The 25,754-nt window shown below is 71.1% G+C and carries 26 protein-coding genes; 12 read left to right on the top strand and 14 right to left on the bottom strand.

The window, feature by feature from the left end; translation table 11 throughout:
* Positions 1-129 precede the first annotated feature (129 nt).
* Positions 130-2,205, top strand: a complete 2,076-nt coding sequence (locus ACSHT8_RS04615) for an AMP-binding protein (RefSeq protein ID WP_436497997.1) — start codon at positions 130-132, stop codon at positions 2,203-2,205.
* Here the strand turns inward: ACSHT8_RS04615 and ACSHT8_RS04620 are convergent, their stop codons facing one another.
* Together ACSHT8_RS04620 and ACSHT8_RS04625 are read right to left on the bottom strand one after the other, a co-directional pair.
* Positions 2,206-2,766 carry a hypothetical protein gene (locus tag ACSHT8_RS04620; RefSeq protein WP_436497999.1) on the bottom strand — a complete coding sequence of 187 codons (561 nt, stop codon included), beginning with the start codon at positions 2,764-2,766 and terminating at the stop codon, positions 2,206-2,208. It abuts the gene before it with no gap.
* A 2-nt stretch (positions 2,767-2,768) separates the two neighbouring features.
* The gene (locus ACSHT8_RS04625; protein ID WP_436498001.1) at positions 2,769-3,677 is read right to left on the bottom strand and encodes a cyclase family protein; all 909 of its coding nucleotides are present in this window, start codon (positions 3,675-3,677) and stop codon (positions 2,769-2,771) included.
* A gap of 191 nt (positions 3,678-3,868) precedes the next feature.
* Between ACSHT8_RS04625 and lnt the strand changes: the two genes are divergently transcribed.
* Together lnt and ACSHT8_RS04635 are read left to right on the top strand one after the other, a co-directional pair.
* Positions 3,869-5,437 (top strand): apolipoprotein N-acyltransferase, encoded by a 1,569-nt coding sequence (lnt, locus tag ACSHT8_RS04630; protein ID WP_436498003.1) that lies wholly within the window; start codon positions 3,869-3,871, stop codon positions 5,435-5,437.
* Positions 5,438-5,501: 64 nt separating this feature from the next.
* Positions 5,502-6,272: a polyprenol monophosphomannose synthase gene (locus ACSHT8_RS04635; protein ID WP_436498005.1), complete on the top strand. Its 771-nt coding sequence runs from the start codon at positions 5,502-5,504 to the stop codon at positions 6,270-6,272.
* 110 nt (positions 6,273-6,382) lie between these two features.
* Here the strand turns inward: ACSHT8_RS04635 and ACSHT8_RS04640 are convergent, their stop codons facing one another.
* From ACSHT8_RS04640 to ACSHT8_RS04650, 3 genes are all read right to left on the bottom strand, one after another.
* Entirely contained in the window at positions 6,383-6,730 is a 348-nt protein-coding gene (locus tag ACSHT8_RS04640; protein ID WP_436498007.1) for an RNA polymerase-binding protein RbpA, read from the bottom strand.
* A 242-nt stretch (positions 6,731-6,972) separates the two neighbouring features.
* Positions 6,973-7,731 carry a thymidine kinase gene (locus ACSHT8_RS04645; RefSeq protein WP_436498009.1) on the bottom strand — a complete coding sequence of 253 codons (759 nt, stop codon included), beginning with the start codon at positions 7,729-7,731 and terminating at the stop codon, positions 6,973-6,975.
* 66 nt (positions 7,732-7,797) lie between these two features.
* On the bottom strand, positions 7,798-9,216 hold the full coding sequence (locus ACSHT8_RS04650; RefSeq protein WP_436498011.1) for an MFS transporter: 1,419 nt from the start codon (positions 9,214-9,216) through the stop codon (positions 7,798-7,800).
* A gap of 238 nt (positions 9,217-9,454) precedes the next feature.
* Between ACSHT8_RS04650 and ACSHT8_RS04655 the strand changes: the two genes are divergently transcribed.
* The 3 genes from ACSHT8_RS04655 (at position 9,455) to ACSHT8_RS04665 (ending at position 11,011) form a co-directional block, all read left to right on the top strand.
* Positions 9,455-10,117 carry a transglycosylase family protein gene (locus ACSHT8_RS04655; RefSeq protein ID WP_436498013.1) on the top strand — a complete coding sequence of 221 codons (663 nt, stop codon included), beginning with the start codon at positions 9,455-9,457 and terminating at the stop codon, positions 10,115-10,117.
* A 67-nt stretch (positions 10,118-10,184) separates the two neighbouring features.
* The gene (locus tag ACSHT8_RS04660; protein WP_436498015.1) at positions 10,185-10,508 is read left to right on the top strand and encodes an ArsR/SmtB family transcription factor; all 324 of its coding nucleotides are present in this window, start codon (positions 10,185-10,187) and stop codon (positions 10,506-10,508) included.
* Entirely contained in the window at positions 10,505-11,011 is a 507-nt protein-coding gene (locus tag ACSHT8_RS04665; protein ID WP_436498017.1) for an SRPBCC family protein, read from the top strand. Before ACSHT8_RS04660 ends, ACSHT8_RS04665 begins: the two co-directional genes overlap by 4 nt.
* A 97-nt stretch (positions 11,012-11,108) precedes the next feature.
* Here the strand turns inward: ACSHT8_RS04665 and ACSHT8_RS04670 are convergent, their stop codons facing one another.
* From ACSHT8_RS04670 to ACSHT8_RS04690, 5 genes are all read right to left on the bottom strand, one after another.
* The gene (locus tag ACSHT8_RS04670; RefSeq protein ID WP_436498019.1) at positions 11,109-11,939 is read right to left on the bottom strand and encodes an arylamine N-acetyltransferase family protein; all 831 of its coding nucleotides are present in this window, start codon (positions 11,937-11,939) and stop codon (positions 11,109-11,111) included.
* A 33-nt stretch (positions 11,940-11,972) separates the two neighbouring features.
* Positions 11,973-12,743 (bottom strand): SDR family NAD(P)-dependent oxidoreductase, encoded by a 771-nt coding sequence (locus ACSHT8_RS04675; protein WP_436498021.1) that lies wholly within the window; start codon positions 12,741-12,743, stop codon positions 11,973-11,975.
* 14 nt (positions 12,744-12,757) lie between these two features.
* The gene (locus tag ACSHT8_RS04680; RefSeq protein ID WP_436498023.1) at positions 12,758-13,552 is read right to left on the bottom strand and encodes an SDR family NAD(P)-dependent oxidoreductase; all 795 of its coding nucleotides are present in this window, start codon (positions 13,550-13,552) and stop codon (positions 12,758-12,760) included.
* Between the two features lie 77 nt (positions 13,553-13,629).
* The gene (locus ACSHT8_RS04685) at positions 13,630-14,235 is read right to left on the bottom strand and encodes a TetR family transcriptional regulator (RefSeq protein ID WP_436498025.1); all 606 of its coding nucleotides are present in this window, start codon (positions 14,233-14,235) and stop codon (positions 13,630-13,632) included.
* A 40-nt stretch (positions 14,236-14,275) separates the two neighbouring features.
* Positions 14,276-15,058, bottom strand: a complete 783-nt coding sequence (locus ACSHT8_RS04690) for a glycerophosphodiester phosphodiesterase family protein (protein ID WP_436498027.1) — start codon at positions 15,056-15,058, stop codon at positions 14,276-14,278.
* 78 nt (positions 15,059-15,136) lie between these two features.
* Here ACSHT8_RS04690 and ACSHT8_RS04695 point away from each other — a divergent pair, with 78 nt between their 5' ends.
* The 3 genes from ACSHT8_RS04695 (at position 15,137) to ACSHT8_RS04705 (ending at position 17,830) form a co-directional block, all read left to right on the top strand.
* The gene (locus tag ACSHT8_RS04695) at positions 15,137-15,499 is read left to right on the top strand and encodes a hypothetical protein (RefSeq protein ID WP_436498029.1); all 363 of its coding nucleotides are present in this window, start codon (positions 15,137-15,139) and stop codon (positions 15,497-15,499) included.
* A 61-nt stretch (positions 15,500-15,560) separates the two neighbouring features.
* The gene (locus ACSHT8_RS04700; RefSeq protein ID WP_436498031.1) at positions 15,561-17,231 is read left to right on the top strand and encodes a putative bifunctional diguanylate cyclase/phosphodiesterase; all 1,671 of its coding nucleotides are present in this window, start codon (positions 15,561-15,563) and stop codon (positions 17,229-17,231) included.
* Positions 17,232-17,266: 35 nt separating this feature from the next.
* Positions 17,267-17,830 carry an NIPSNAP family protein gene (locus tag ACSHT8_RS04705; protein ID WP_436498033.1) on the top strand — a complete coding sequence of 188 codons (564 nt, stop codon included), beginning with the start codon at positions 17,267-17,269 and terminating at the stop codon, positions 17,828-17,830.
* On the opposite strand, the gene ACSHT8_RS04710 is transcribed toward ACSHT8_RS04705, so the two are convergent.
* Positions 17,823-19,376 (bottom strand): multicopper oxidase family protein, encoded by a 1,554-nt coding sequence (locus ACSHT8_RS04710; RefSeq protein ID WP_436498035.1) that lies wholly within the window; start codon positions 19,374-19,376, stop codon positions 17,823-17,825. The genes ACSHT8_RS04705 and ACSHT8_RS04710 overlap by 8 nt on opposite strands.
* Positions 19,373-19,774, bottom strand: a complete 402-nt coding sequence (locus ACSHT8_RS04715) for a hypothetical protein (RefSeq protein ID WP_436498037.1) — start codon at positions 19,772-19,774, stop codon at positions 19,373-19,375. Before ACSHT8_RS04715 ends, ACSHT8_RS04710 begins: the two co-directional genes overlap by 4 nt.
* A 173-nt stretch (positions 19,775-19,947) precedes the next feature.
* On the opposite strand from ACSHT8_RS04715, the gene ACSHT8_RS04720 reads away from it, so the two are divergent.
* Genes ACSHT8_RS04720 through ACSHT8_RS04730 form a run of 3 tightly spaced genes read left to right on the top strand, consistent with a single transcriptional unit; the run spans position 19,948 to position 21,786 of the window.
* Entirely contained in the window at positions 19,948-20,691 is a 744-nt protein-coding gene (locus tag ACSHT8_RS04720; protein WP_436498039.1) for a putative protein N(5)-glutamine methyltransferase, read from the top strand.
* A 10-nt stretch (positions 20,692-20,701) separates the two neighbouring features.
* A complete protein-coding gene (locus tag ACSHT8_RS04725; RefSeq protein WP_436498041.1) occupies positions 20,702-21,283 on the top strand; it encodes a hypothetical protein in 582 nt (193 codons plus the stop codon).
* Positions 21,280-21,786 carry a GNAT family N-acetyltransferase gene (locus ACSHT8_RS04730; RefSeq protein ID WP_436498042.1) on the top strand — a complete coding sequence of 169 codons (507 nt, stop codon included), beginning with the start codon at positions 21,280-21,282 and terminating at the stop codon, positions 21,784-21,786. Before ACSHT8_RS04725 ends, ACSHT8_RS04730 begins: the two co-directional genes overlap by 4 nt.
* A gap of 35 nt (positions 21,787-21,821) precedes the next feature.
* Here the strand turns inward: ACSHT8_RS04730 and ACSHT8_RS04735 are convergent, their stop codons facing one another.
* Together ACSHT8_RS04735 and ACSHT8_RS04740 are read right to left on the bottom strand one after the other, a co-directional pair.
* The gene (locus ACSHT8_RS04735; protein ID WP_436498044.1) at positions 21,822-24,395 is read right to left on the bottom strand and encodes an alkaline phosphatase family protein; all 2,574 of its coding nucleotides are present in this window, start codon (positions 24,393-24,395) and stop codon (positions 21,822-21,824) included.
* 172 nt (positions 24,396-24,567) lie between these two features.
* A complete protein-coding gene (locus tag ACSHT8_RS04740) occupies positions 24,568-25,659 on the bottom strand; it encodes a hypothetical protein (protein ID WP_436498046.1) in 1,092 nt (363 codons plus the stop codon).
* Between the last annotated feature and the right edge of the window lie 95 nt (positions 25,660-25,754).

Genomic DNA, 25,754 nt, shown 5'->3' on the forward strand with positions numbered 1-25,754 from the left:
GTGACGATGATCGGCGCTCGCCCAAACGGCCGCATAGCTCCTTGCGCCGCTCAGACGTTCGCTGATAACAACCGATGCCACGAGGGCAAACAATGGAACTCGTTTCAGTCATGTGGATGACGGAGGGTCATGCCGACCGAACTCGTCGAGGTGGACCACACCCTCGACCATTCGCCGGACCAGGTGTGGGACATCCTCAGCGACCCTGAGCTGTATCCGAGGTTCGCCCGCGAGATCGCCTCCTGCGAACGCGACCCCGCGGTGCCCCCGGGCCGCGGCGCCCGCTTCCGCGTCCGCTTCGCCGTCGACGGCGCCCCCTCGGTCGCCGACGAGGTCGAGATCCTCGTCCACCGGCCCGCCGAACACCTCGTGCTGGTCAGCCCCCGATGGGAGGGCGGGCACCTCACCGTGCGCCTCGAAGCCGCCTCCCGCGGCCGCACCCACGTCCAGGTCATGCTGTCGCTGCCCGCCGGACTCACCTCGGGCACCGTCCTGAGCGGCTCCTGGCTGCGCAAACGCGTCCGCCGCGCCCTGGCCATGATCGACCACCACCTGTCCGGGCGGGCACTGACCACCGCGCCCACCCGCATCGACCAGACCGCCCGCGGCCAGTCCACGCTCACAGTCGCCCGCACGCTGGCGAAAGCGGGCGTGTTCGCCCCGGGCCGCCCCGACCGGATGGTCCGCCAGCTCAGCGCCCTCACCCGCTGGGGACCCACCATCGTCGGCGGCTACCGCGGCGCCGCCGCCGCCAGCCCCACCACCCCGGCCATCGTCGACGAACGCGGCGAACTCAGCTTCGACGAGGTCGACCGCCGCACCACCCGCCTGGCCAACGGCCTCGGCGAATACGGGGTGCGCGCGGGCCGCCGCGTCGCGGTCATGTGCCGCAACCACGCCGGGATCGTCGAGGCCGCCATCGCCTGCGGCAAACTCGGCGCCGACGTCCTGCTGCTCAACACCGGCCTGGCCGCCGACCAGATCGCCGACATCATCGCCTCCCACGGCCCCATCGCCCTGCTCGCCGACGACGAGTTCGCGCCCCTGTTCCACAACCTGCCCTCATCGCTGCCCTGGATCTCCACCTGGACCGCCACCAAGGGCGCCACCAGCGTCGACACTCTCATCCAGGACGCGTCGTCGGCGCCGCTGCGCCCACCGGCCCACGCGGGCAAGCTGATCGTGCTCACCTCCGGCACCACCGGCACCCCCAAGGGCGCCCGCCGCCGCAACCCGACCGGCCTGAGCGCCGCCGCCTCGGTGTACTCCCGCATCCCGCTGCGCCTCGGCGAACGCATGCTCGTCTCCGCGCCGATCTTCCACACCTGGGGCCTGGCCGCCGTCCAACTCGGCATGCCCCTGCGCGCCACCCTCGTGCTGCAGCGCCGCTTCGACCCCGAGTCCGCGCTGCGCGCCATCGACGAGTTGGGCTGCACGTCGATGTTCGCCGTGCCGATCATGCTGCAGCGCATCCTGGCCCTGCCCGCCCGCGTCCGCGCCCGCTACGACACCTCGACGCTGCGCGTCGTGGCCAGCAGCGGCTCGGCCATGTCCGGCCAGTTCGTCACCGAGTTCATGGACACCTTCGGCGACATCCTCTACAACCTCTACGGCTCCACCGAGGTGTCGTGGGCCAGCATCGCCGACCCCACCGACCTGCGCGCCGCCCCCACCACCGCGGGCCGCTGCCCGGTCGGCACCAAGGTCGGCATCCTCGGCCCCGACGGCGTCCCCCTGCCCCCAGGAGCCGTCGGCAGCATCTGCGTCGGCAACGACATGCTCTACGAGGGCTACACCAACGGCACCCGCAACGCCATGCACGACGACCTCATGGTCACCGGCGACCGCGGCTACCTCGACGCCGACGGCCGCCTGTTCGTCAGCGGCCGCGACGACGACATGATCATCTCCGGCGGCGAGAACGTCTTCCCCCGCCCGGTCGAGGAACTGCTGCTGAGCCTGAACGAGGTCGCCGACGCCGCCGTGGTCGGCGTCCCCGACCGCGAATACGGCCAGCGCTTCGTCGCCTACGTCGCCCTGCGCCCCGGCGCCCACCTCGAGGCCACCGACATCCGCCACTTCGTCCACGACCACCTGGAGCGCTTCTCGGTACCCCGCGAGGTCCACTTCGTCCGCCGCGTGCCCCGCAACGCGACGGGGAAAGTGGTCAAGGGGCTGTTGGGGGAGCAGGAGGTCGTGGGCTGATCAGCCCAAGCTCGCCCGCAGTAGCGCGAGGCAGCGGACCACGTCGTCGCGGTGCTTGGCGGCCTTGATCCATGACGGCAGCCTGCTGGCCAGGCTGCCGTTGCGGTTGGGCACCCGCTCACGCAGCCCGGCGGCGACATAGCGCTCCAGGAAGTCGAGGTGTTCCTCGTTGAACGCCCACAGGGTCCGGCCGTGGCAGGGCACCTGCAGCCACAGCTCCAAGCCCCGGTACCTCGGCACCCACGGGACCCCGGGCACCCACTCGGCCGTCACCGCGAGCGTGGACACCGTCCCGCAGCCCGGGCAGGTCACCGGCATCTCCCGCGGCATCAGGTGCCGCCACCGCTGCGCCCACCGCTCGACCTGACGCCCGCACCGCGAGCACCGGCCACCCGCGCGCACCCGGACCCGCTCAGCGGGCGCGTCCGCCTTCGCGTAGCCGCACCCCGTGCAGGTCACCCTCGTCCGCGTCGCGACGGCCCGCGCCCCGCAGCGCGGGCACCGGACCAGCACCTCGCCGACGCGCAGGTACCGACCGTCGTCGTGGAACCGGCCGCCCATCCTCAGTCGAGGACCGCGTACGCCCGGACCGGGAACGTGCCCAGCCCCACCACCGGCACCGGCGCGGCGTGGAAGCGGAAGCCCGACGGCGGCAGCTGCTCCAGCCCGCGAAGGTGCTCGGCCACCGGGATCCCCGCCCCCAGCAGCGCCGTGTGGGCCGGCCGCAGCGGGTCGTCGGTGCTGTCGATGTTGAGGCTGTCGATGCCGACCAGCGCCGCGCCCTGCTCCGCAAGCCACGCCGCCGCGTCCGCCGTCAGATACGGGTGGCCCTCGAAGTACGCCGGGGTCCGCCAGTGCGCGTCCCAGCCGGTGTGGATCAGCACCGCCCGCCCCGCCACGTCGAACGGCAGCAGCGCCGCCTTGTCGACCGCGCGCAAGCCGTCGCCCGCGACCCGCACCACGATCCCGTCGAGGTCGGCCACGCTGGACAGCGGCAGGCCCGCCAGGTCGGCGCGGCCGTCGTAGCGGTGCGCGGGGGAGTCCACGTACGTCCCGGTGTTCGCGACCATCGAGATCGTCCCGATGTGGAATTCCGTGCCCGGCCCGTACACCTCCCGCGACGCCTCCCGCGTCAGGTAGTCGCCGATCTCCGGTCCCGGCACCCCTGGCAACGTGGCCATGCCGTGCTCCACGCGGTGGCTCAGCTCCACCAGCCGGGGACCGCCCGCGGCGCCGGTCGGCACCCCGCGGGAGCCCTTGTGCGCCTCGGCGATCATCCGCCGGTTGGAGACCCGCACCGAGCCGACCATCAGCAGGCCGAGGTGGCGCACCAAGAGTTCAGCCGTGGTCTCGTCGTCCAACTCGGGCCTGGGGGAGTCCAGCCGGAACCCCTCCACACGCAGCGAGCCCCCGTTGCGGAACTCCACCTCCGCGTCGAACTCGACCCGCCAGCCCTGTCCATCGGTGTTCATCACACCTGCGAACCTAGCAGTGACCAGGGGAAACGCCGCAACTCTCACCCTCCACTTGAGAGTTAGACATCGCGAGCCGAACGGTCGACTCAAGGTTCACAGTTGATCAGCGAAGGGGACCGCGAACCCCACCGGGACATCCCCGTACGCTGTCCGATGTGGTCGCCCCCGCCGTGCCCCAGGAGCCCCCGATGGCCGCCAGCACCGACGCACCCGCACGCCGGGGCCGACTGACCGTCGCCCTGCGCGCGGCGGCCGCGCTCGCCGCCGGTGGCCTGGTGTTCCTCAGCGTCCCCCCGCGCCCCACCTGGTGGCTCGCCCCCGTCGGGTTCGCCGTGCTGGCACTGCTGTTGCACGACCGCCGCCCCCGCCCCGCCTTCGGCTACGGCTTCCTCTTCGGCCTCGGCTTCATGACCCCGCTGCTGTCCTGGACCGGCGTCTTCGTCGGCCCCGTCGCCTGGCTGCCGCTGAGCGCCCTGGAAGCCGCGCTCGTCGCCGTGCCCTGCGTCGCCATCGCCGCGGTCGCCCACCTGCGCGCCTGGTACCTGTGGGCCGCGCTGCTCTGGGTCGCGGGCGAGTCCCTGCGCGCGCTGTTCCCCTTCGGCGGGTTTCCCTGGGGCAAGATCGCCTTCGGCCAGCCGGAGGGCCTCTACCTGCCGCTGGCCGCGCTCGGCGGCACCCCGCTGATCGCCTTCGCCGTCACCCTCACCGGCTTCGGCCTCGGCGAGCTGGTCCGCCGCGCCGCCATCACCCGCGCCCCCCGCGCGCTGCTGGTGCCCGTCCTGGCCACCGTGCTGCCGCTGGCCGCCGGGGTCGCCGCCATCCCCGCCGTGGGCACCGACGCCGACGCGGGCGAGATCACCGTCGCCGCCATCCAGGGCAACGTGCCCCGCGCGGGCCTGGACTTCAACGCCCAGCGCCGCGCCGTGCTCGACAACCACGTCAAGCGCACCGAGCAGCTCGCCGCCGACGTCGCCGCGGGCAAGGCCGCGCAGCCCGACATCGTCATCTGGCCGGAGAACGCCTCCGACATCGACCCGTACCGCAACGCCGACGCCGCCCAGGCCATCACCCGCGCCGTGGCGGCCATCAAGGCGCCGGTCGCGCTGGGCGCGGTCGTCGTGCGCCCCGACGGGCCGCGCAACATGGTCATCCAGTGGGACCCGGGCACCGGCCCGGTCGACGAGTACATCAAGCGGCAGCTGCAGCCCTTCGGCGAGACGATGCCGATGCGCGAGTTCTTCCGCCTGTTCAGCTCCACCGTCGACCGCGCGGGCACCTTCCAGCCCGGCGACGAGGCCACCGTGTTCCGCATGGGTGAGGCCCGTCTCGCCCTGGTCACCTGCTACGAGGTCGCCTTCGACGGCGTCGTGCGCGACTCGGTCCTCAACGGCTCCAACCTGCTCGCGGTGCCCACGAACAACGCCACCTTCGGCCGCACCGAGATGACCTACCAGCAGCTCGCCATGGACCGAATCCGCGCCGTCGAACACGGCCGAACGGTCATCGTCGCGGCCACCAGCGGCGTCAGCGCGATCGTCCTCCCGGACGGCACGGTGACGCAACGCACGGACTTGTTCACGCCGGCGGCCCTGGTCGAACGCGTCCCACTGCGGACAGCGACTACCATGGCGGACCGACTGGGTGCATGGCCCGAATGGAGCATGGTGCTCGCGGGTCTGGCCGCACTGGTGTTCGCACTGGTGACCGGCAGGCGCCCACGATCCGCAAAGGATGTGCCGAGCGGACAGCACGGATAACAGCATCAGCCCTAAAGACGTATCGGCCCGGTGCGCGTACGCGCCGGCGAGGAGGAAGCAACCGATGGCGGAGCAGCCGCACGGCGAGGACAAGCTCGAACCGGTCCTGGTGGTGATCCCGACGTACAACGAGCGGGACAACATCGAGATCATCGTCGAGCGGCTCAACGCCGCCCTCCCGCACGTCCACGTGCTGATCGTCGACGACGGCAGCCCCGACGGCACCGGCGACATCGCCGACGCGATGGCGGCCAAGGACGACCGCGTCAACGTGCTGCACCGCACGGAGAAGGCGGGCCTCGGTGCCGCCTACATCGCGGGTTTCAAGTGGGCGCTGGCCCGCGACTACGCCGTCATCTGCGAGATGGACGCCGACGGCTCCCACGCCCCGGAGGACCTGCCCCGCATCCTCGACGCGCTCACCGACGCCGATCTGGCGCTGGGTTCGCGCTGGGTGCCCGGCGGCAAGGTCGTCAACTGGCCCAAGTCCCGCGAGTTCATCTCCCGCGGCGGCAGCCTCTACTCCCGCCTGGCCCTGGGCGCGTCGGTCCGCGACATGACCGGCGGCTTCCGCGCGTTCCGCCGCGCGGTGCTGGAGAAGCTCAAGCTCGACACCGTGGCCTCGGCGGGCTACTGCTTCCAGATCGACCTGGCGTGGCGCACCATCGAGGCCGGGTTCACCGTCGTCGAGGTCCCGATCACCTTCGCCGAGCGTGAGCGCGGCGAGTCGAAGATGAGCGGCAACATCGTCCGCGAGGCGCTCATCCGGGTCACCAAGTGGGGCCTGCGCCGCCGCGGCAACCAGCTCAAGTCGCTGCTGCGCATCAAGCGCTGACACCAGACGCCAAACGGCCGTGCCCCTGATTCAGGGGCACGGCCGTTTGTCTTGAGATGGAGACAGCCGCCCGGAAGGGGGGAGGTCCGGGCGGCTGTCGGTCTGTGGGGCTACGCGCTGCGCGCCCCGCGGCGGCCGCGCAGTTCCTGCAGGCGCTCGGTGAGCAGGTCTTCCAGCTCCGGGATCGTCCGGCGCTCGAGGAGCATGTCCCAGTGGGTGCGCGGTGGCTTGATCTTCTTCGGCTCGGGGTCGGTGCCGTCGATCATCTTCGACTCGAGCCCGTGCAGGCGGCACTCCCACACCGACGGGATCTCGGCGTCGTCGGAGAACGGCACCTCGAAGTCGTGGTCCTTCGGGCACGCGTAGCGAACCGTTCGGCGCGGGGCCAAGTCGTGATTGCGGTCAGTCTCGTAGCTGACCGCTCCCAGCCTGCTACCACGAAGCACACGGTCGGCCATGGCGGTGTCCTTTCGCTCGGCCCAGGAAAAACCCGGGCCAGGGTGTTGCTTACCCAGAGCAACGGACGAAGGGGACCGAAAATTCCCCGATCACCCATCGCGGTCGCTCAGGGTGACAAGCTTCACCCGTCAACAACAGCATCCTCCTAAGGGATGCCCGCCCGCCGGTTTTGTGACGCGTTATCGCACATTCGGCACGGACATATCACCCCTCCGGGTGATGCTAGCGGGTAACCGCCTTGTCAGGCGAACGATAGTTGACCTTGGACCCCCGGGTCGGTACCGAGGTCACCCAAGCGGAAGTGGCGTCGGCACAGCACTTGGTAACGCACGGTGGTTGTACGGTGTTCGGAGAGGGGTTCACTGTGCGTACCGACACGAGAGTGCCCCGTGTCCGCGACGAGAACGGTGTCCCCGGCCCGTGTCACCTGACCGTCCTGGACGCGCGCGTTGAACCGCGCGGGCAGCCCACACCAGCACAGCACGTCGACCTGCACCGGCTGAAGATCGTCGGCGAGCTCGAACAGGCGCCGCGACCCGGGGAACAGGGTGCTGCGGAAGTCGGTGGCGATCCCGAAGCAGTAGACGTCGACCTGCCAGTCGTCTGCCAGCTCGGCGAGCTGGTCGACCTGGGCGGGGGCGAGGAACTGCGCTTCGTCGACGATCAGGTAGTCCACCCGCGCGCCGACGGCCCAGTGGCCGCGCACCAGGCCCATCAGGTCGACCTCGGCGTGCACCTCGATCGCGGCCCGGGTGATCCCGATGCGGCTGCTGATCTGCGGCAGGCCGGAGCGGTCGAGGTGGACCAGCAGCAGGCCCTTGCGGCCTTGGCGGGCCTGGTTGTGGTCGACCTGCAGGGCGAGGGTGGATTTCCCGCAGTCCATGGGCCCGTAGTAGAAGCGCAGGTGCCCGGTGACGGGCCTGGCCCGTCGGGACCCCGCCGCGGGCACGGCGGAGAGGGCATCGGTCGGGTCGGCGGCGGGCGTCGGCTCGGTACTCACGGGCGGCAACCCTAGTGGTCACCCGTCGGTGTCCCGGCCCGCCGTGCCGGGATCACCTCCGTCGCCTCAGAGGATCGCGGGTTCCGGGTTGCCGACGGCTTGGATGGCGCGGCGCACCGGGACGAAGTACATCAGGATCAGGCCGACGAAGAAGAAGATGACCAGGGAGATGATCGCGTACCGGTAGGACCCGGTGGCCCCGGCCATGAACGCGAACAGCAGCGGCCCCAGCCACGACGTGGCGCGCTCGCCGATCTCGTAGACGGCGAAGTACTGGGCCTCTTTGCCCGGGGGCACCATCTGGCTGAACAGCGACCGCGACAGCGCGTTCGTCCCGCCCAGGACCAGGCCGATGCCGCCGGCGACCATGTAGAACTGCACGGCCTGACCGGCCTGGACGAAGTACGCCCCGCCGATCACCAGCACCCACACGGCCAGGCTGATCATGATGGTCTTCTTCGCGCCGATACGCCGGGCGACCAAGCCGTGCAGGACGCCGCCGAAGAACGCGACGAACTGGACGATGAGGATCGTGGTGATCAGCACGTCGGCGGAGAACTTCAGTTCCTCGCGCCCGTACTGCGCCGAGACGTTGGCGACGGTGGCGATGCCGTCGGTGTAGATCAGGTAGGTGCCGAGGAAGGCCAGGGTCAGCGGGAAGGTCCGCGCGTGGCGCAGGGTGGCGCCGAGTTCGCGGAAGCCCGCGGTCAGCACCGAGCCCTCGACGAGTCCTTCCTTGGCCGGGTTGTGCCCGCGCAGGCGGCGCAGCGGGATCAGGGTGAACGCCGCCCACCAGATGCCGGAGATGACGAACGCGATCTGCGCGGCGTTGCCCTCGGTGATGCCCAGCGCCTCGTGGGACAGCACGATCGCCAGTTGCAGCGCCAGCGCGGTGCCGCTGCCCAGGTAGCCGAACGCCCAGCCGCGGGTGGACAGCCCGTCGCGTTCGTCGGCTGTGGCGATCTCGGGGATGTAGGAGTAGTAGATGACCACCGAGGTGCCGAAGCCGATGTTGCCGAGGATGAACAGCACCACGCCCAGCTGCCAGTTCGTACCGCTGACCAGCGCCATCGCGACGGTGGCGATCGACCCGCCGAAGGCGAAGAACGCCAGCATGGGCTTCTTGTTGGGGGAGCGGTCGGCGATCGCGCCCATCAGCGGCACGATCAGCACCTGGATGACCGTGGCGAACGACAGCAGGTAGCCCCACAGCGAGCCCGCGGCGAAGTCCAGCCCGAACAGGCTGATGTCGCAGTCCTTGAGCTTGTCGGTGTTGCCCGCCGCGTCGGCCGGGCACGGGTTCGGGCCGTTGCGCGCGGTGTCGGCGATGGCGGCGTTGGCCGCGATCGACGTCAGGTACAGCGAGCCGAAGACCGTGGTCACCGACGTGGGGAACACCGAGTTCGCCCAGTCGTACCAGCACCACCCACGCTGTTCACGCTTGCGCGCCTCCGCCGCCGCGGTGTTGTCGTCCACGATGCTCAAGGCCCGCCTCCGCCGTCCACGCCCAGACCGCACCCTGCTCGCCCGGTCTGGCGGAGAGTACTTGTCCGGCCACGCCGAGGGTGTGGCCGAGTCCAAACATTGATCCAGCCCGTCACAGCCCTGATCGTTTGTCCCCCGATCGGCGTGTCGCGAACCCACCCGCGCGGGTGACGTGTGATGCTGTTGTGTTGGCTGTTGCGGTTGTGGCGGGTGGGATTCGGGCTTACCGTCCTCTGTCATGGCTGGTAAGAGCGTTCTCAGAGTGGTCTCCAGGCTGGTCCTGCTCGTCGTCACCATCGGCGCCGCCGCCGCGCTCACCGGGGGATCGGCCGCCGCCGACCCGCCCGCGGGCGACTGGGGCAAGCTGCGGATGTGCGAGTCCAGCGGCCGCTACACCGTCAACACCGGCAGCGGCTACTACGGCGCCTACCAGTTCGACCTGGCCACGTGGCGCAGTGTCGGCGGCTCCGGCTACCCGCACCAGGCGAGTCCGGCTGAGCAGGATTACCGGGCGCTGTACCTGTACCGGATGCGCGGCTGGCAGCCGTGGGAGTGCGCGGGCATGGTCGGCCTCGTCCCCGACCGCGACGCCCGCAGCAAGCGGATCCCCACCTACGCCGAGTCCGCCTACATCGGCGGCGGTTCGTCGGCCCCGCCCAGCACCAACACCCCCGCGTGGCCCGGGAAGGTCTACGTGTTCGGCGACTGCGACCCGTCGCTGCGCGCGTGGCAGCTGCGGATGAACGTCTACGGCTACGACTTCCAGGGCACCGGCTGCTACTACGCCGAGACCCAGCGCGCCGTGCTGGATCTGCAGCGCGCCAACGGCATCAACGACTCGGGCAAGCTCGGCCCGAAGACCTGGCGCGCGGCCTGGGAAGGCGTGGCGCCGCGTCGCTGAATCTCCTGCAGGCAACCCGGCCGTCGAACACGACTGGACATGTGACCATTTAGTCACCTATCCTGGTGTGGTGAACGACGACCGGGTCTTCAAGGCGCTTGCCGATCCGACCCGCCGCCTGTTGCTCGACAAGCTGTTCGCGCGGGACGGACAGACGTTGGGGGAGCTGGAGGCCGATCAGGAGATGACGCGCTTCGGCGTCATGAAGCACCTGAAGGTCCTCGAGGAGGCGGGCCTGGTCGTCACACGCCGGTCCGGGCGGGAGAAGTTGCACTTCCTCAACCCGGTGCCCATCCGACTGATCCACGACCGGTGGATCGACAAGTACACCGACGAGCGCCATGTCACCGCGCTCATCGAGCTCAAGAAGCAGCTGGAGGACGAGTCATGAGCACCACCACGCAGGTCTACAAGGTCTACATCAAGGCCACCCCCGAGGCGATCTGGGACGCGATCACCAAGCCCGAGTGGACCGAGCGCTACGGCTACACCGGCCTGGTCGACGTCGACCTGAAGCCGGGCGGCGCGCTGAAGATCCGCTCGTCGGAGGAGATGCGCCGCTCGGCCGAGGCCAACGGCTACGGCGTGCCCGAGCTGATCATCGACGGCGAGGTCATCGAGGCCGACGCACCACGCAAGCTGGTGACGACGTGGCGGATGCTGATGGATCCGACCATGGCCGAAGAGGGCTTCACCACCCTGACCCACGAGATCGCAGAACTGCAGGGCGGCTACTGCTCGCTCACCCTGATCCACGACCTGACCGGCGCCCCCGGCCTCGCCGCGATGGTCGCGGGCGGCGACGCCGACCCGAACCAGGGCGGCGGCGGCTGGCCGTGGGTCCTCAGCGACCTCAAGTCGCTGCTGGAGACCGGCAAGCCACTGGCGGGCTGAGGCGCCGGGCGCGTTGCGGGGCAGGGAGGTGGGGGGCCTCGATGCTTTGCCGCGCGCCTGTGGGCTGGGTGGCCCCCGGGTCCACCCAGCCCACAGGTCAGCCCAGTTTCGCCCGCAGCGCGGCGAGCTGCTCCTGGTCCAGTTCGATGCCGAACCCGGGCAGGATCTCGCCGAGCTGGTCGAGGCCGAACGGGGTGCTGGTCGTGCGGCCGTCGGCGTGCACGACCGTCAGCTCGTCACCGATCAGGCGCCTGCTGATGCCGGGTTCGAGCTGCTTGACGATCAGCTTGCCGGGAAACGGTGACTTCGCGCCGGTCGCGGCGTAGTGGTTGCCGATCTCGAAGTCGACCGGCTGCATCGGCAGGTCCTCGAACTCGTGGTCGGGCACCCACTCGCCGTCCTCGCGGACCCACAGCGTCCACCCCAGCTCGGTCGGGGTGAGCCTGCGCGGCCAGCCCGCCTGGTCGACCTCGGCGCCGTCGACCAGCGGCATCGGCTGCCACATCTGCGCGCCCCAGCCGACGTCCACGAGGTAGTCCATACTGCCCGCGCCGTCGGTGTCGTCCAGGGTGGCGACCAGCATCATGTGGGTGCGGGGTCCGCCGCGGTGGGGTGAGACGCGGGCGAGCCTGCGCCGGATCGTGTACCCGAGTCGCTCGGCGGCCGCGGCGAACAGGGTGGCGTGTTCGAAGCAGTAGCCGCCCCGCCGTTGTCCGACGAGTTTGTCCGCCACCGCCTTGACGCTGATGTCGGGGGTGCCGTCGAGCAGGACGGTGATGTTCTCGAACGGGATGGCCCGCACGTGGGCGCTGTGCAGAGTGCGCAGCGCCTCCAGCGTGGGTGCCACTCGCGGGTGGTCGATGCGTGCGAGGTAGCTGTCGAGGTCCAAGTCCTCGACACCCCAGTCCGGCGTGGGGGTTGTGGTCATGCCGCTATGGCATCACCTCCACCGCACTGGAGGTCAAGCGCCTTTGGGCGCCACCGCCCGACCGGCCATGGCGATCAGCAGCCGCTTCGGGGTGAACCGGGTCAGCCGGGCCAGCACCGAGTTCGCCGCGCCGTCGATGACGCTGGGCGCGCCGCGGTGCAGGCCGCGCAGGGTGGTGGCCACGACCTGTTCGGTGGTGCGGCGTGGGCCGACCGAGGCGTCGTCGGTGCCGACGACCTCGAAGAACGGTGTCTCCGTCGCCCCCGGGCACACCGCGATCACCTTCACGCCCGCCTGCCGCGTCTCGGCCCACAGTGCCTCGCTGAACGACAACACGAACGCCTTGGTCGCCCCATAGACGGCCATGTTGGGCAGCGGCTGGAACGCCGCGGTGCTGGCGACGTTGATCACGCTGCCGTTGCCGCGCGCGATCATGCCCGGCAGGAACCGGCGGGTCAGGTCGACCACGGCCACGCAGTTGAGCTGGATCTGCTCGACGAGCCGGTCGGGGTCGGCCGCGGCGAGCGCGCCGTGGGTGCCGAAGCCCGCGTTGTTGACCAGGACGTCCACCGTCCGCCCGAGTGCCTCGACGCGCGCGGCCAGGTCACGACCGGCGTCGGGCAGCGACAGGTCGGCGGCCAGGACGTCGACCGCACGGCCGTGCTTGGCGCGCAGCTCGGCGGCCAGTTCCTCCAGTTTGTCCTCGCGGCGCGCGACGAGGATCAGGTCGGCGCCTTGGGCGGCGAACGCGCGGGCGTAGTCGGCGCCGATGCCGCTGGACGCGCCGGTGATGAGCGTGGTCATGGGGTGAACTCCTTCTAGGCGACGGGCGCGGGCGACTTGGACGGGCGGGCGACGCGCTGGGCGATGGCGATCGACGCGCGGCGCGGCAGCAGGCGGGGGAGTAGGGCGAGCAGGGCATTGGCGGTGCCGTCGACGACACTGGGCTTGCCGCGGCGCAGGCCCGCGCGGGTGGTCTTCACGACCTGCTCCGGGGTGCGCATCCCGCTGGCGGTGACGACCTCGGTGCCGTTGGCCTCGAAGAACTCCGTCCGCGTCGCCCCCGGGCACACCGCGATCACCTTCACCCCCGCCGGACGCGCCTCGGCCCACAGCGCCTCGCTGAACGACAGGACGAACGCCTTCGTCGCGGCGTAGACGGCCAGGTACGGCAGGGGCTGGAACGCGGCGCCGCTGGCCACGTTGATCACCGTGCCGCGGCCGCGCTCGATCATCCCCGGGAGCAGCCGCCTGGTCAGGTCGACCACGGCGACGCAGTTGAGCCGCACCTGGGCGATGAGCCGGTCGGCGTCGGTGTCGGCGACGAGACCCTGGGTGCCGATCCCGGCGTTGTTGACCAGGACGTCCACGGTCCGCCCCAGCGCCTCGACCCGGGCGACCAGGTCCCGCGCGGCGCCGTCGACAGCCAGGTCGGCGGCCAGCACGTCCACCTTGCGACCGTGCGCGGCGCGCAGCTCGGCGGCCAACTCCTCCAGTTTGTCCTCGCGGCGGGCGACGAGGATCAGATCGGCGCCCCGCGCGGCGAAGTCGCGGGCGTAGCCCGCGCCGATGCCCGCCGACGCGCCGGTGATGAGGGCGGTCTGTCCGTCCATGGATCTCCTCCTGTGAAAAACCGACCGAGCGGTTTGTTTTGTGTTCATGCGGGTGCCATCGGGTGATCGAGCGGGGTTCAGCGGAGCAGGGCGCGTTCGGCCAGTGTCATCAGCGTGGTGGCGCGGGCGGCGAACCGATCGGGGTCATTGGCGAAATCCAGGACGTCGGCCAGCGACTTGAGTCCGTCGAACGCGGCGACCAGCACCTCGGCGACGGCCTCGGGCTCGATGTCCTCCCGCAGGTCGCCCTCGGCCTGCCCGCGGCGGATGATGTCGGCGACCAGGGTCACCCACGACGCCATCGGCTTGCTGATCTCCGGCAGGTCGGGGTTCGCGGCGAACTCCTTGCACAGCCGCATCACGACCCACGCGTCGGGCGCGGTGGCGAACAGGTCGAGCAGCGCCGGCACGACCGCGCGCAGCTGCGCCACCGCCGACGGCTCGGCCAGCACGCGCTCGGTGATGTGGGCCAGCCAGCGGTCCTCCTGCTCGGCGACCACCGCCAGCGCCAGGTCGAGCTTGGACTTGAAGTAGAAGTAGAACGCGCCCTTGGTCAGCCCGGAGGCGGCGATCAGGTCGCTCTGGGTGGTCCCGGCGTAGCCGTGCTCGGCGAACATCCGCGCGGCGGTGCGCAGCAGATACGCGCGCGTCGCCTCGCCCTTCGCCGTCGCCGGGATCGTCATGCCGACCACGGTAGCAGAAAATACCGGGCGGTCGGTTTTCTCAGGCGTGGGCCCAGACACCCCGCGAGATCATCACGTCCTTGAGCACCTGCGGCCGGTCGGTCATGATCCCGTCCACCCCCAGGTCCAGCAGCTCGTTGATCTGCGCGGCCTCGTCGATCGTCCACACGTGCACCTCGGCGCCGCGGTGGCGCGCCACGGCGACCAGCCGCTTGTCGACCACGGTCAGCCGACCCTGCTTGACCGGCACCTGGCACACCAGCGGCCGCGCCGACTTGCGCGCCATCACCTGCGGCAGCTTCGCCGACGCCCAGAACCCGGCCATCGCCCGCATCCCCATCGACGTCAGCACCGCCGGGCCGCCCTGCCTGCGGGCACGCTTCATCCGCGCCTCGGAGAACGAGGCCAGGCACACCCGGTCGAAGGCGTTCATCCGTCGCAGCACCGCCAGCATCGGCTCCACGGCGGCGTCGGACTTCAGGTCGATGTTGACCAGCGCCTCAGGCAGCTCCTCCAGCAGGTCCTCGATGCGGCAGACCGGTTCCCGGCCGCCGATCTTGGCCTGGCTGACCGTCTGCCACGGCAGCAGCGCCACCGCGCCGGTCGCGTCGGTGGTGCGGTCGAGCAGCTCGTCGTGGTGCACCACGACGACGCCGTCGCTGGTGGCGTGGACGTCGGTCTCGACGTAGCGGTAGCCCTCGGCGATGGCGCGCTTGAACGCGGCCAGCGAGTTCTCCATGCCGTCGAGCTCGTCGTAGTGCCAGCCGCGGTGGACGAAGGCCCGCGGGTAGGGGCCGGTGAAGAAACCATGGTCGGAGTGCACGCCACGAGTGTCGCACCGAGCGCCCAAACCGGCGTGGCGTGTCGGTGCACTCAGGGTGTCCAGATAGCGTCCAGCGGTATGGCGGTGGTTACCCAACCGGTGGACGTGGTCCGCAGACGCGACGAACCCCGGCACTGTGGCTGGTGCGGCAGGCAGCTGCCCGGCGACCCGCGCGCGGGCAGGCCACGCCGGTACTGCGCCCAATCGTGCAGGCAGCGCGCCTATGAGCGGCGCGCCGCGGTGCAGCGCGGCGGGCTGCCCGAGGACGCGGTCGTGCTGTCGGCGGCGGAACTCGCCGACCTGCAAGATCGACTTTTCCAACTGAGGTGCGCCGCCGAGGACGTGGCCACCGCGGCCCAGGACGGGGCCACGGCCGCTGAGCTGCGCGGACTCGCCGAAGCGATCAAGATCAGCGCCAAGGGCCTCGAGCGCCTGCGCTGAGGTTGTCCGGTCCACTACGCTTCGTGCGCATGTCCCCACAAGAACGGGTGAGGGAGACCGGGTGACGGACCACGAGACCGCCCCCGCGGAGATCTTGTCCGCCACGGACACCGCGTTCGCGCTGACCGACCGCGCGGGCACGGTGCGCTGGGTCAACCCCGCGATGGCCGCCCTGCTCGGGCTCACCGAGGCGCAGAGCGTCGGGCGTTCGCTGCCCGCGCTGCTGTCCGGTGCGCCCGACCATCCCAGCGACAACGACGTGATGATGCCGCTGCCCGGGGTCGACGGCGGCTACCGGTGGCTGGAGGTGCGCTGCACGGCCACCGACGACGGCCTGCTGTACCGGGCGGTCGACGTGACGCGCTGGCGCACGCGGGAGCTGGACTCGGCGGCGGTGCACCAGGAGGAACTGCTGCGCCTGGTCGACGAGGACCCGCTGACGGGCCTGCCGAACCGGCGCGCGCTGACCCGCGAGTTGGAGCGCCAGCTCGCCCTCGGGGTGCGTGGGGCGTTCCTGCTGCTGGACCTGGACCACTTCAAGGACGTCAACGACCTGCACGGCCATCCCACGGGCGACAAGGTCATGTGCACGCTGGCGTCGCTGCTGCGCGACCGCATCGGCGGCGGGCAGGTGCTGGGCAGGCTCTCGGGCGACGAGTTCGCCGCGGTGCTGGCCGACACCGACGAGCGGGAGGCGCTGGCGGTGGCCGACCGGCTGCGCAACGCCATCGCCGCGATCCCGATGACCGGGGTCGCGGGCGCCAGCCGCATCACCGTCAGCATCGGGGTGGCGACGTTCGACTCGGGTGTGTCGTGGCAGGAGGTGCTGGCCAACGCCGACATGGCGCTCTACGCGTCGAAGGCGGCGGGCCGCAACCGCGCCACGGTCTACGAGCCGGGCCATTACCAGGACACCCAGATGCGGGTGACGGTGATCGAGCGGGTCCGCGCGGCGCTCAAGCACGGCGGGTTCGTGCTGCACGCGATGCCGATGGTGAAGCTCGGCAGCGGCCGGGTGATCGGCCACGAGCTGCTGCTGCGCCTGGAGGACGGCAAGGAGCCGCACCTGGGTCCGGGTGAGTTCCTGCTCGCGGCCGAGCGCAGCGACCTGGTGTTCGAGATCGACCGGTGGGTGGCCGACAAGGCGATCCAGACGCTGGTGGAGCACCCGTATCCGGGGCTGCGGTTCAACGTCAACGTCTCGGGCCGCACCCTGGAGGATGAGGACTTCGGCGATTTCGTCCTCGACCGGCTGACCGCCGCAGGCGTCGCGCCCGGCCGCCTCGGGTTCGAGATCACCGAGACCGCCGCGGTCACCAACCTCGACGCCGCGCGCAGCCTTGCCCAGCAGCTGCGGGCCAGTGGCTGCCGGATCACGCTGGACGACTTCGGTTCCGGGTTCGGCTCGTTCGTGCATTTGAAGGAGCTGCCGATCACCGGGTTGAAGATCGACGGCGAGTTCATCCACGGCATCGACTACGGCAGCCGCGACACGGTGCTGGTGCAGGGCATCGTCGACATCGCCCGCGGTCTGGGCCTGTCGGTGGTGGCGGAGTGGGTGGAGCGTTCGACGCAGGTGGAGGCGTTGTCGCGGCTGGGTGTCCGGGTCGCGCAGGGTTTCCACCTCGGCAAGCCGGAGCCGTTGGAGTCGCTGCTGGCGCGCCCGCACGGGGTGTGGATGCGCCGCCCGACTTTGATGCAGGATCTGGAGCCGTTGGAGACCCATCCCTGACAGCGGCTGTCAGGGATCGCTCGTAGGTTCGGGCCATGACGGTCCTTGAGTTGCGCCAGTACACGCTGCACCCCGGCAAGCGCGACGAGCTGATCACGTTGTTCGAACGCGAGTTCGTCGACGCTCAGCTCGCGGTGGGGATGACGCTGCCGGGGTTGTTCCGCGACATGGACGATCCGGACCGGTTCGTGTGGCTGCGCGGGTTCACCGACATGACCGCGCGGCGTGAGGCGTTGACGGCGTTCTACTTCGGGCCGGTGTGGCAGGCGCACCGCGATCAGGCCAACGCCACGATGGTCGACTCGGACAACGTGCTGCTGCTGCGGCCGTCGCGCGGGTTCCCGGCCGGGCCGGTGGGCCTGCCGATCACCGTCACTGTCCACTATTTCGACGCGCCGGTGTCCGATGACGTGCTGGAGAAGGCGTTGGCTGAGCCGTTCTTCGCTGTGGCGATCACCGAGTACGCCGAGAACACCTTCCCGCGGCTGCCGGTCCGTCTCGGTGAGCATGTGGTGGTGACGTTCGGCGCGGGTGTCGACCTGTCGGAACGGGTCGAGCACCTGCGCCTGGAACCAACCTCCCGCTCGCTCCTCAGGTGACGGTGAAGTTGGCCATCATGGCCATGTCCTCGTGTTCGAGGTTGTGGCAGTGCATGACGTAGCGGCCCTTGAACCCGGTGAACCGGGTGATCACCTCGCACGCCTCGCCGGGCCGCAGGTCCACGGTGTCCTTCATCCCGAGATCCTTCTGCGGCGGGGTGCGGTTGTTGCGGGACAGCACCTGGAAGTGGGCGAGATGGACGTGCACGGGGTGGTGCACGTCAGTGAGGAACCGCCAGATCTCGACGTCGCCGAGCCGCGGGGTGGCGATGTCGGCGTCGGCGGCGAAGCTCTTCCCGTTGATCGTCCACCGGTGGTCCGGTGAGTGCGGCCCGGTGTGCGGGTCGCCCGCGGGGGCGCGGTTGAGTTGGAAGTGGAAGTCGCGGGTGGTGGCGGCCTGCGCTCGGTCGAGGGGTTCGAGCGTGGCCAGCGTGTCGGGGATCTTCGTGTCGTCGGTGGCCGTGCGGGCGACGACGAAGCGCATGACCTCGGCGGTGCCGTCGCCGCCCAGCGCGTTGCGCACGGTGACCTGGGTGCCGACGGGGTAGCCTGCGAAGTCGACGACCACCTCGGCGCGTTCGGCGGGGGCCAGGGTGATCTCGTCGGTGCCCAGGGGCTTGTCGAGCAGGCCGACGTCGCTGCCGATGCGGGTGAACGCGTTGCCGGACGGGGGCGGCGGGTCGAGGGTCAGCTGGTAGCGGCGCGCGTTGGAGCCGTTGAGCAGCCGCAGCCGATACTTCGCGGTCGACACGTCGTGCGTGGGCCACGGGACACCGTTGACGAGGATGACGTCGCCGAGGACACCGCCGAGGAAGTCGTCGCGGACACCGGCGTGTTCCTGGGTGGGCGACAGCGCCGGGTAGCGGAACTGGGCGTCGCCGTCGAAGGCGCGGTCGGCGATCACCAGCGGGATGTCGCGCTCGTCGCGCGGCAGCGGCAGGTTGTCGTCGACGGAGTCGCCGACGACGAAGAACCCGGCGAGCCCGGCGTAGACGTTCGGGCCGGTGAAGTCCATCGCGTGGTCGTGGTACCAGAGCGTCGCGGCGGGCTGCCGCAGCGGATAGGTGTAGGTGCGTTCCCCGACGACGGTCTTGCCCGCCATCGTGTGCCGCTTGAGCCCACCGGTCGGCAGGATCAGGTCGGTCGGGTAGCCGTCGCTGTCGGGCGGGGTGATCCCGCCGTGCAGGTGCACCACGGTGGCCACCGACAGCTCCGACCGCACGTGCACTTCCAGCTGCTCACCGGAGCGGGCCTTGATCGTCGGCCCGGGGAACGTGCCGTCGTAGCCGAGGATCCTGGTGCGCCGCCCGGGAAGGATCTCCACGTCGGCCGCGCGCTGCACCAGCTCGACCCGCCCGTCGACCATCTTCGCCACGTTCGGCAGCCGCAGCGGCTGCCGGAACCGCTCGGGCAGCGGCACCTGGCTCGTCAGCAGCGTCCCGGTCTGCGCGCCGGGGGTCGAGGCGAACAGCCCGAGCCCACCGGCGACCCCCACCAGGGCCACCCCGCCGCCGAACCGCAACGCCTGCCTGCGGGTGAAGTTCACGACGGGCTCCCGACGCGCTTGCGCCACGCCCACCCGGTGAACAGCACGGAGGCGACCACGAGCGCCACGCCCAGGGGCAGGTGCAGCGCCATCGCCCGCGAGTGCCCGGCGGTCAGCTGCACCAACTCGGCGACCAGGAGCGCGGCGGAGGCGCCGATGGGCCAGCCCGCGATCCGACCCGGCCGCCACAGCAGCACCGCGGCGACCAGCTGCAGGACGCCGGTCACCATCATGATCCCGCCGCTGGAGGAGTGCATGCCCAGCGCGCTGTACTGGCCGTTGAGGAACATCCCGGCGAGGATCGGCTGCATCGCGAGCTGGATGAACTGCAGGGTCACCAGCACGCGGAACACCCACAGCGTGCTCGCCCGCCCGGCCACCTTGGTCGTCGTCGTCACGTGTCCCGAGACTAGATCATGGGCGACTTTGGTAGCGTTCGCCCTGTCCGCGACACGACCCGAGGAGGTGGGAACCCATGACCGCTAGGTCAGACCGGGCGCTCCCCTCCACCGGTACCGCGGTTCACTGACCGCCGGAGCGCCCGCCGGATCCCCCCGAGAGGCGCTCACCCATGGTCCCCATCATCGACACCCTCCGCGCGGCGGGCTGCGTGTTCGCCGAGGACGAGGCCGCGCTGCTCGTCGCCGCCGCCTCCGATCCCGCCCACCTGTCCGCCATGGTCACCCGGCGCGTCGCCGGGCACCCGCTGGAACAGGTGCTCGGCTGGGCCGAGTTCGCGGGCCTGCGCGTCGCGGTCGACCCGGGCGTGTTCGTCCCGCGCCGCCGCACCGAGTTCCTCGCCGCGCAGGCCATCGCCCTGACCCGCCCGGGCGCGGTCGTGGTCGACCTGTGCTGCGGCACGGGCGCGGTCGCCGCCGCCGTCCACGCCGCCGTCGACGCGCGGGTGCACGCCGCCGACATCGACCCGGCCGCGGTTCGCTGCGCCCGCCGCAACGTCCCCGGCCACGTCCACGAGGGCGACCTCTACGCCGCGCTGCCTTCGGACCTGCGCGGCCGGGTGGACATCCTGGTCGCCAACGCGCCTTACGTGCCGACCGCCGCCATCGGCCTGATGCCGCCCGAGGCGCGACTGCACGAACCACTCGTCGCCCTCGACGGCGGCGCCGACGGCCTGGCCGTCCAGCGCCGCGTCATCGCGGGCGCCCGCGACTGGCTGGCCCCCGGCGGGTCCCTGCTGATCGAGACCAGCGCCCACCAGGCCCCCGCCACCGCCGCGGCGTGCACCGAACACGGACTTTCCCCGCGCACGGCGACATCGGCGGAGGTCGAGGCGACCGTCGTCATCGCCACCTAGGCTGCCTCCCATGGGGACCGACGGACCAGCCCTGTTCTCCGACGACACCGCCACCGACGTCCTGCGCGAGTTCGACGACGACCAGGTGGTGGTCGTACTCGCGCTGGCCTCGACCACGTCGATCCACGGCGGGCTCAGCGCGGCCCTGGGGAAGGTCCGCGCGCCGCTGGAAGGCCCCCAGCCCGCACGGCGCGCGGTCCGCCGCCGACGAGTGCACACGCCGACGCTGGGCGTCGGTCAGGTCTTGGCACACCGCGACAGCCGAGGGCGGGTGCACCTGCCGCGGGTGGTCGGCGCCACAGGGGACACGTGCGGGGTCGAACTGCGCGTACGGGTGCTCGACCACGAGGGAACCGAGGTACCCGACGACGTCACCGGCATCGCGGCCCGAACCCGCAGGCCACCGTGGAAGAAAGTCCACATCAGGGTCGTCGACGACACCCCGGCCGTCCGCGCCGCCGCCGGTGTCGTGTCGGTCGGCCCAGTCCCGGAACCGCACTCGGGCGCCGCGGACACCGTCGGCGCGGTGGCGATGGACTGGGCGAGTCTGGTCTCCTACCTCGACAGCAGGCCGACCGGAACGGAGCCATGAGCACCCACTGGATCACCCGCGCCGAGACCGACAGCGACATCCCCGCCATCCGCGCCGTCGTGCGTGCCGCGTTCGACACCGACGAGGAGGCCGACCTGGTCGACTGGCTGCGCACCGATCCCTCGTGGATCAAGGAGCTGTCGATCGTCGCCACCGACGCCGAGGGCACTGTCGTGGGGTACGCCCTGCTGACCCGCTGCCACATCGGGGACACCGAGGCCCTGTGCCTGGCCCCGTGCGCGGTCGCCCCCGACCACCAGCGGACGGGGGCGGGTTCGGCGGCCGTGCGCGCCGCGCTCGACACCGCCGCGGACCTGGGGGAGCGGTTCGTCGTCGTGCTGGGCCATCCGACCTACTACCCCAGGTTCGGATTCACCCGCGCCTCCGAGCACAGGATCAAGCTGTCCATCGAGGTCCCGGACGACGCGCTGATGGCGTTGGCCCTCGCCGATGATCCGCTGCCCAGTGGCACCGTCCGCTACGCCACACCGTTCGGCATCTAGTTGTGGCCCCGCCGGACGGCGGGGCCACCGATCTGTCATCCGACCAGGTCGAACTTCTCCCACAAGCCGATCGCGTCCCGGTTGGCGATCAGCGGGGACGCGCCCGCGTTCTCCGCGGTCACGTACTTGCCGTTCACCCGCGCCTTGAGACTCACCGTTCCGTCGGAGTTGCCGATCAGCTCGAACCGCTCCCACGGGCCGATCGCGGTCCGGTTGGCGACCAGCGCGGCGGCACCGGCGGTCTCCGCGGTCACGAGCATCCCGTTGACCAGGGCGTGCAACGCGATGTCGCCGTTGCCCAGGTCGACCACGGCGAACCTCTCCGGCGTGCCGACCGCGGTCTGGCTCGCGATCAGCGGGGAAGCTCCCGCGGTCACGTACTTGCCGTTCGCGCGGGCCTTGATACCGGTGACCGTGCGCGGCGTGACCTTCACCCCGTCGACCATCCAGTACCAGTTGTTGGCCGCGTCGTACATGCGGAACCGCACCCGCATCGAAGTCGCGCCCGCGGGCACGGCGAGGGAGAGGTCCTCGTCCTTGGCGATGGCGTCGGACCGGTAGGACTTGACCGCGGTGAACGGCCCGCCGTCGAACGACACGAGCACGTCGCCCTTCTGGGCGCCTTCCTGGCGGTAGTGCGTCGTGTAGGTGAGTGAGACTCCGCCGCGGCCGGTGACGTCATACGGCGGCGAGGTGAGCGACGAGTCGAAGCTGCCCGCGCCGGTGGTGATGTCGCTCCACTCGTCGGAGTCGGCCACCGCGATCACCCCGCGGCCGCGGACACCGAGTTCACGCCACTGGTCGGCCTCGGCCCTGGTCCAGAACTCGTCGGTGGTCAGCGCCCAGCCCCGCCATTCGGCCACGCCGCCCGCGGGCATCGCCGAGGTGTCGATGGTCCACCCGTTCACCCCGGTGTGGGTGAACCCCTTGACCGTGGCGGGGATCCCGCTCTCGTTGACACGGGTCGACAGCGCGCCGTAGGCGGCGTCGAAGTCGTCGCCGCGCGGGGCGAGCAGGCTGCGGCCGTCGAGGCCCCACGTCTTGTCGACGGTGACGTTCAGGTGATCCAGGGCGGTCACCGCGATGTCGGTCTGGCGGGTGTCGATCGGGCGTTGCCCGGCCGCGACCCCATGGCCGTTGGCCAACACGAAGGTCTCCCGCTCCCGGATGCTCGACCCGCCGTGGCCGCAGCAGTCGAGGTGCCCGTGGTCGGTGGCGACGAGCACGAGCCACCGCTCGCCCGCCCGGTTCGCGCGCGCGGCGATGGCGCCGAGCATGGTGCCGACGTGGTCGTCGACGCGGGCGAGCGCGGTCGTGTACGCCTGGCTGCTCGCCCCGGAGTTGTGTCCGGCGATGTCCACTTCACCGAGGTAGGCGAACGCGGCGTCGGGGTTCTGGTCGCGCAGCACGCGGGCGGTGACCTCGGCGACTCGGGCGTCCTCGGCCGTCCAGCCGCCGCTGTCGCCGTTGAGGACGACGCGGCCGTCGATGGCGGCGCCGAATGTGCCGTGGCTGCCCAGGGGCGCCCAGTCCACCGCGGCGTAGGTGGACAGACTTGGGCGGGCCTGTTCCATGCGGGTCAGGAAGTCCGGGTAGGTGCCGTAGTTCTTGCCGGAGAACGAATTGTCCTTCACGCCGTGCTTGTCCGGCCAGACGCCCGAGGCGATGGTGGACCAGCCCGGCCCGGACCAGGTGCCCGCCATCGGGCTGGTCGGCAGCAGGCTGGTGCCGAAGAGCCCACCGTCGATCAGGCTCCGCAGATTGGGCGCGTCGGCCGGGGAGATCTTGTCCCAGCGCAGTCCGTCGATGCCGATGACGAGCAGCTTGTCGGTGCTCACGCCGTTGGCCAGGGTGGGCGCGGCCACCGGGTTGGGGACCGGCACGGGCGGGGCGTAGAACGGCTGGTCGGCGGTCTTGACGTCGTCGATGGCCCAGTACCAGTTGTTCCCGGCGTCGTAGAGCCGCCAGGCCAGGGTCGCGCTGGTCATGCCGGGGGGCACCGCGACACCGCGCCTGATGTAGGTGTTCTGCGCGTCCGGTGATCCGGGGCCGTAGGTGAGGAACGTGGTGGCCAGGCCGGTCTGGCCGGGTCCGCTGAAGTGGACGACCGCTTCGGCTTTCTGGTTGCCCTCCTGCCGGTAGTGGCTGGCGAACCCGATGTGGAGGGTCTGCTGTCCGGCCGCGATCGGGATCGGCGCGCTGGTCAGCGTGGAGTCGAACGTGGAGGTCGTGGTGGGGGTGCCGCGGTCGTCCCACTCGTCGGGGTCGGCGACGGCGAGGACCCCGCTCGCCCGGGTGAAGCCGGCGCGGTCCTGTCCGTCGGCGGCGGTCCAGAACGGCATGGTGGTGAAGGTCCAGCCGCGCCACTCCCGCATCCCGTCGGGCATCTGGGACTTGGTCGTGATGGTCCACCCCTGCGGGGTGGCGCGGGTCCAGCCCAGGGTGCTGTCGGCGATGTTCTCGTCGAGCGAGGGCTGAAGTTGTGCGGCGAGGCCGTCGAAGTTCTGCGTGGTGGGAGTCGCCGCGGTGGCGGGGTGGCCGCCCTGCGCCACCACGGTCACCGCCAGCGTGATCGCGACGCAGAGGGATGCTGCTCGGAGTTTCGGCATGCCCGCATCGAACGGGCTGTTCGTGTAATTCCGCTGGTCACAATCTGAAGTCGAGTCGACACCTGACCGAACTGGGTGCCGTGCGGCTCGACGATCTCGGGCATTGGTCGCGGGTAGGCGCGTCTGGCGGCGCGATTCTCGCCACCCGTGGGCGTCGAGGTCGAGGATTGGCTCAATCCGCTTTTGGATGACTCGCGCCAGAACCTCGGTCAGCCGGGTTGTCGGGGTCGGCGGCTCGCCGCGGGTCGTCGGTGAGCGTCCGGGTGGATTGCCGCAGGGCGGCCGCCTCGGTCTCGGCCCGCTCGGCGCGGTGCCTGGCGGCTCCGAGTTCCTGGTGCAGCTTGGCCATGGCCGCCTGATGGGTGTCCGACGCCGCGGTGAGCCGGTGGTCGGCCCGCTCCAGCGCCCGGTCGAGCTCGGCGCGGTGCTTGTCAGCGGCCCGTGCGGCGTCGGCGTTGTGGCGTTCGGCGGCTTGGGCGGCTTCCGCGCGGCAGGTGGCCAGTTCGGTCCGGGCGGTGGCGATCTCGGACTCGGCGCGTTCCAGTGCGCGGGCCCCGTTCGACCGCTCGTCCACGATTCGCTGTTCGAGCCCGGCGAGTTCGGCGCGCAGTGCCGCGACCTCCTGCCGGGCGAGCGCGGCGACCTCGGTCGCCTGGTGTTCGCGGTGGGCGGCTTCACGGGCGCGGTGCTCGGCGAGTTCGGCCCGTTCGTGCTCGGCGTCGCGACGGGACTCGGCGCGGGCCTGTTTGAGCTCGGCGGCCTTCGTGCGAGCCAGCGCCTCGTCGCGGGCGTGTTCGGCCGCCGCCCGCGCGGCCCCGTGTTCGGCGGTCAGCGCCGCCGACTCGGCAGCGGCGGCTTGGGCGTCGGCGGCCTGCCGTTCGGCGCGTTCACGCAGCCCCCGGTCCTGCGCGGTCGCGTTCTCGGCCGCGTCGACGGCCGCCATCGCGGCGGCCACCTCCCCGTCGAGCCGGGTGACCACCTGTTCCAACACGGCTTTGAGCGCCTCGGCGGGTCCCAGGATCCGGTCGACGTGGTCGCGGACCTCCGCGGCGACCCCACCCAGCGCGAGCGTTCCGGACTCGACGCCGAGAGCGGCGCGTAGGGAGTTCTCGGCGGCGGCCAGTTGCTTGCAGGTGGCGTTTCCCGGCCAGGCGCGCTCGGGGCAGAACTCGTAGGGCCGTCCACCGCGCGGCCCGGGCGGGGGGAGCGGGTTTCGGCACCGGCTGAACCCGCACAACGCGTTTCCGTCCACCGTTGGCTGCATGATCCAACCCTATCCGATCAGTTATGCAACCTCCAACCCAGGTTGCAGTTATCCAACTAGGAACCATGCTTACCTACGAAACAGACCTTTCGTTG

The organism is Actinokineospora sp. HUAS TT18 (assembly GCF_051364635.1).
Classification (GTDB): domain Bacteria; phylum Actinomycetota; class Actinomycetes; order Mycobacteriales; family Pseudonocardiaceae; genus Actinokineospora.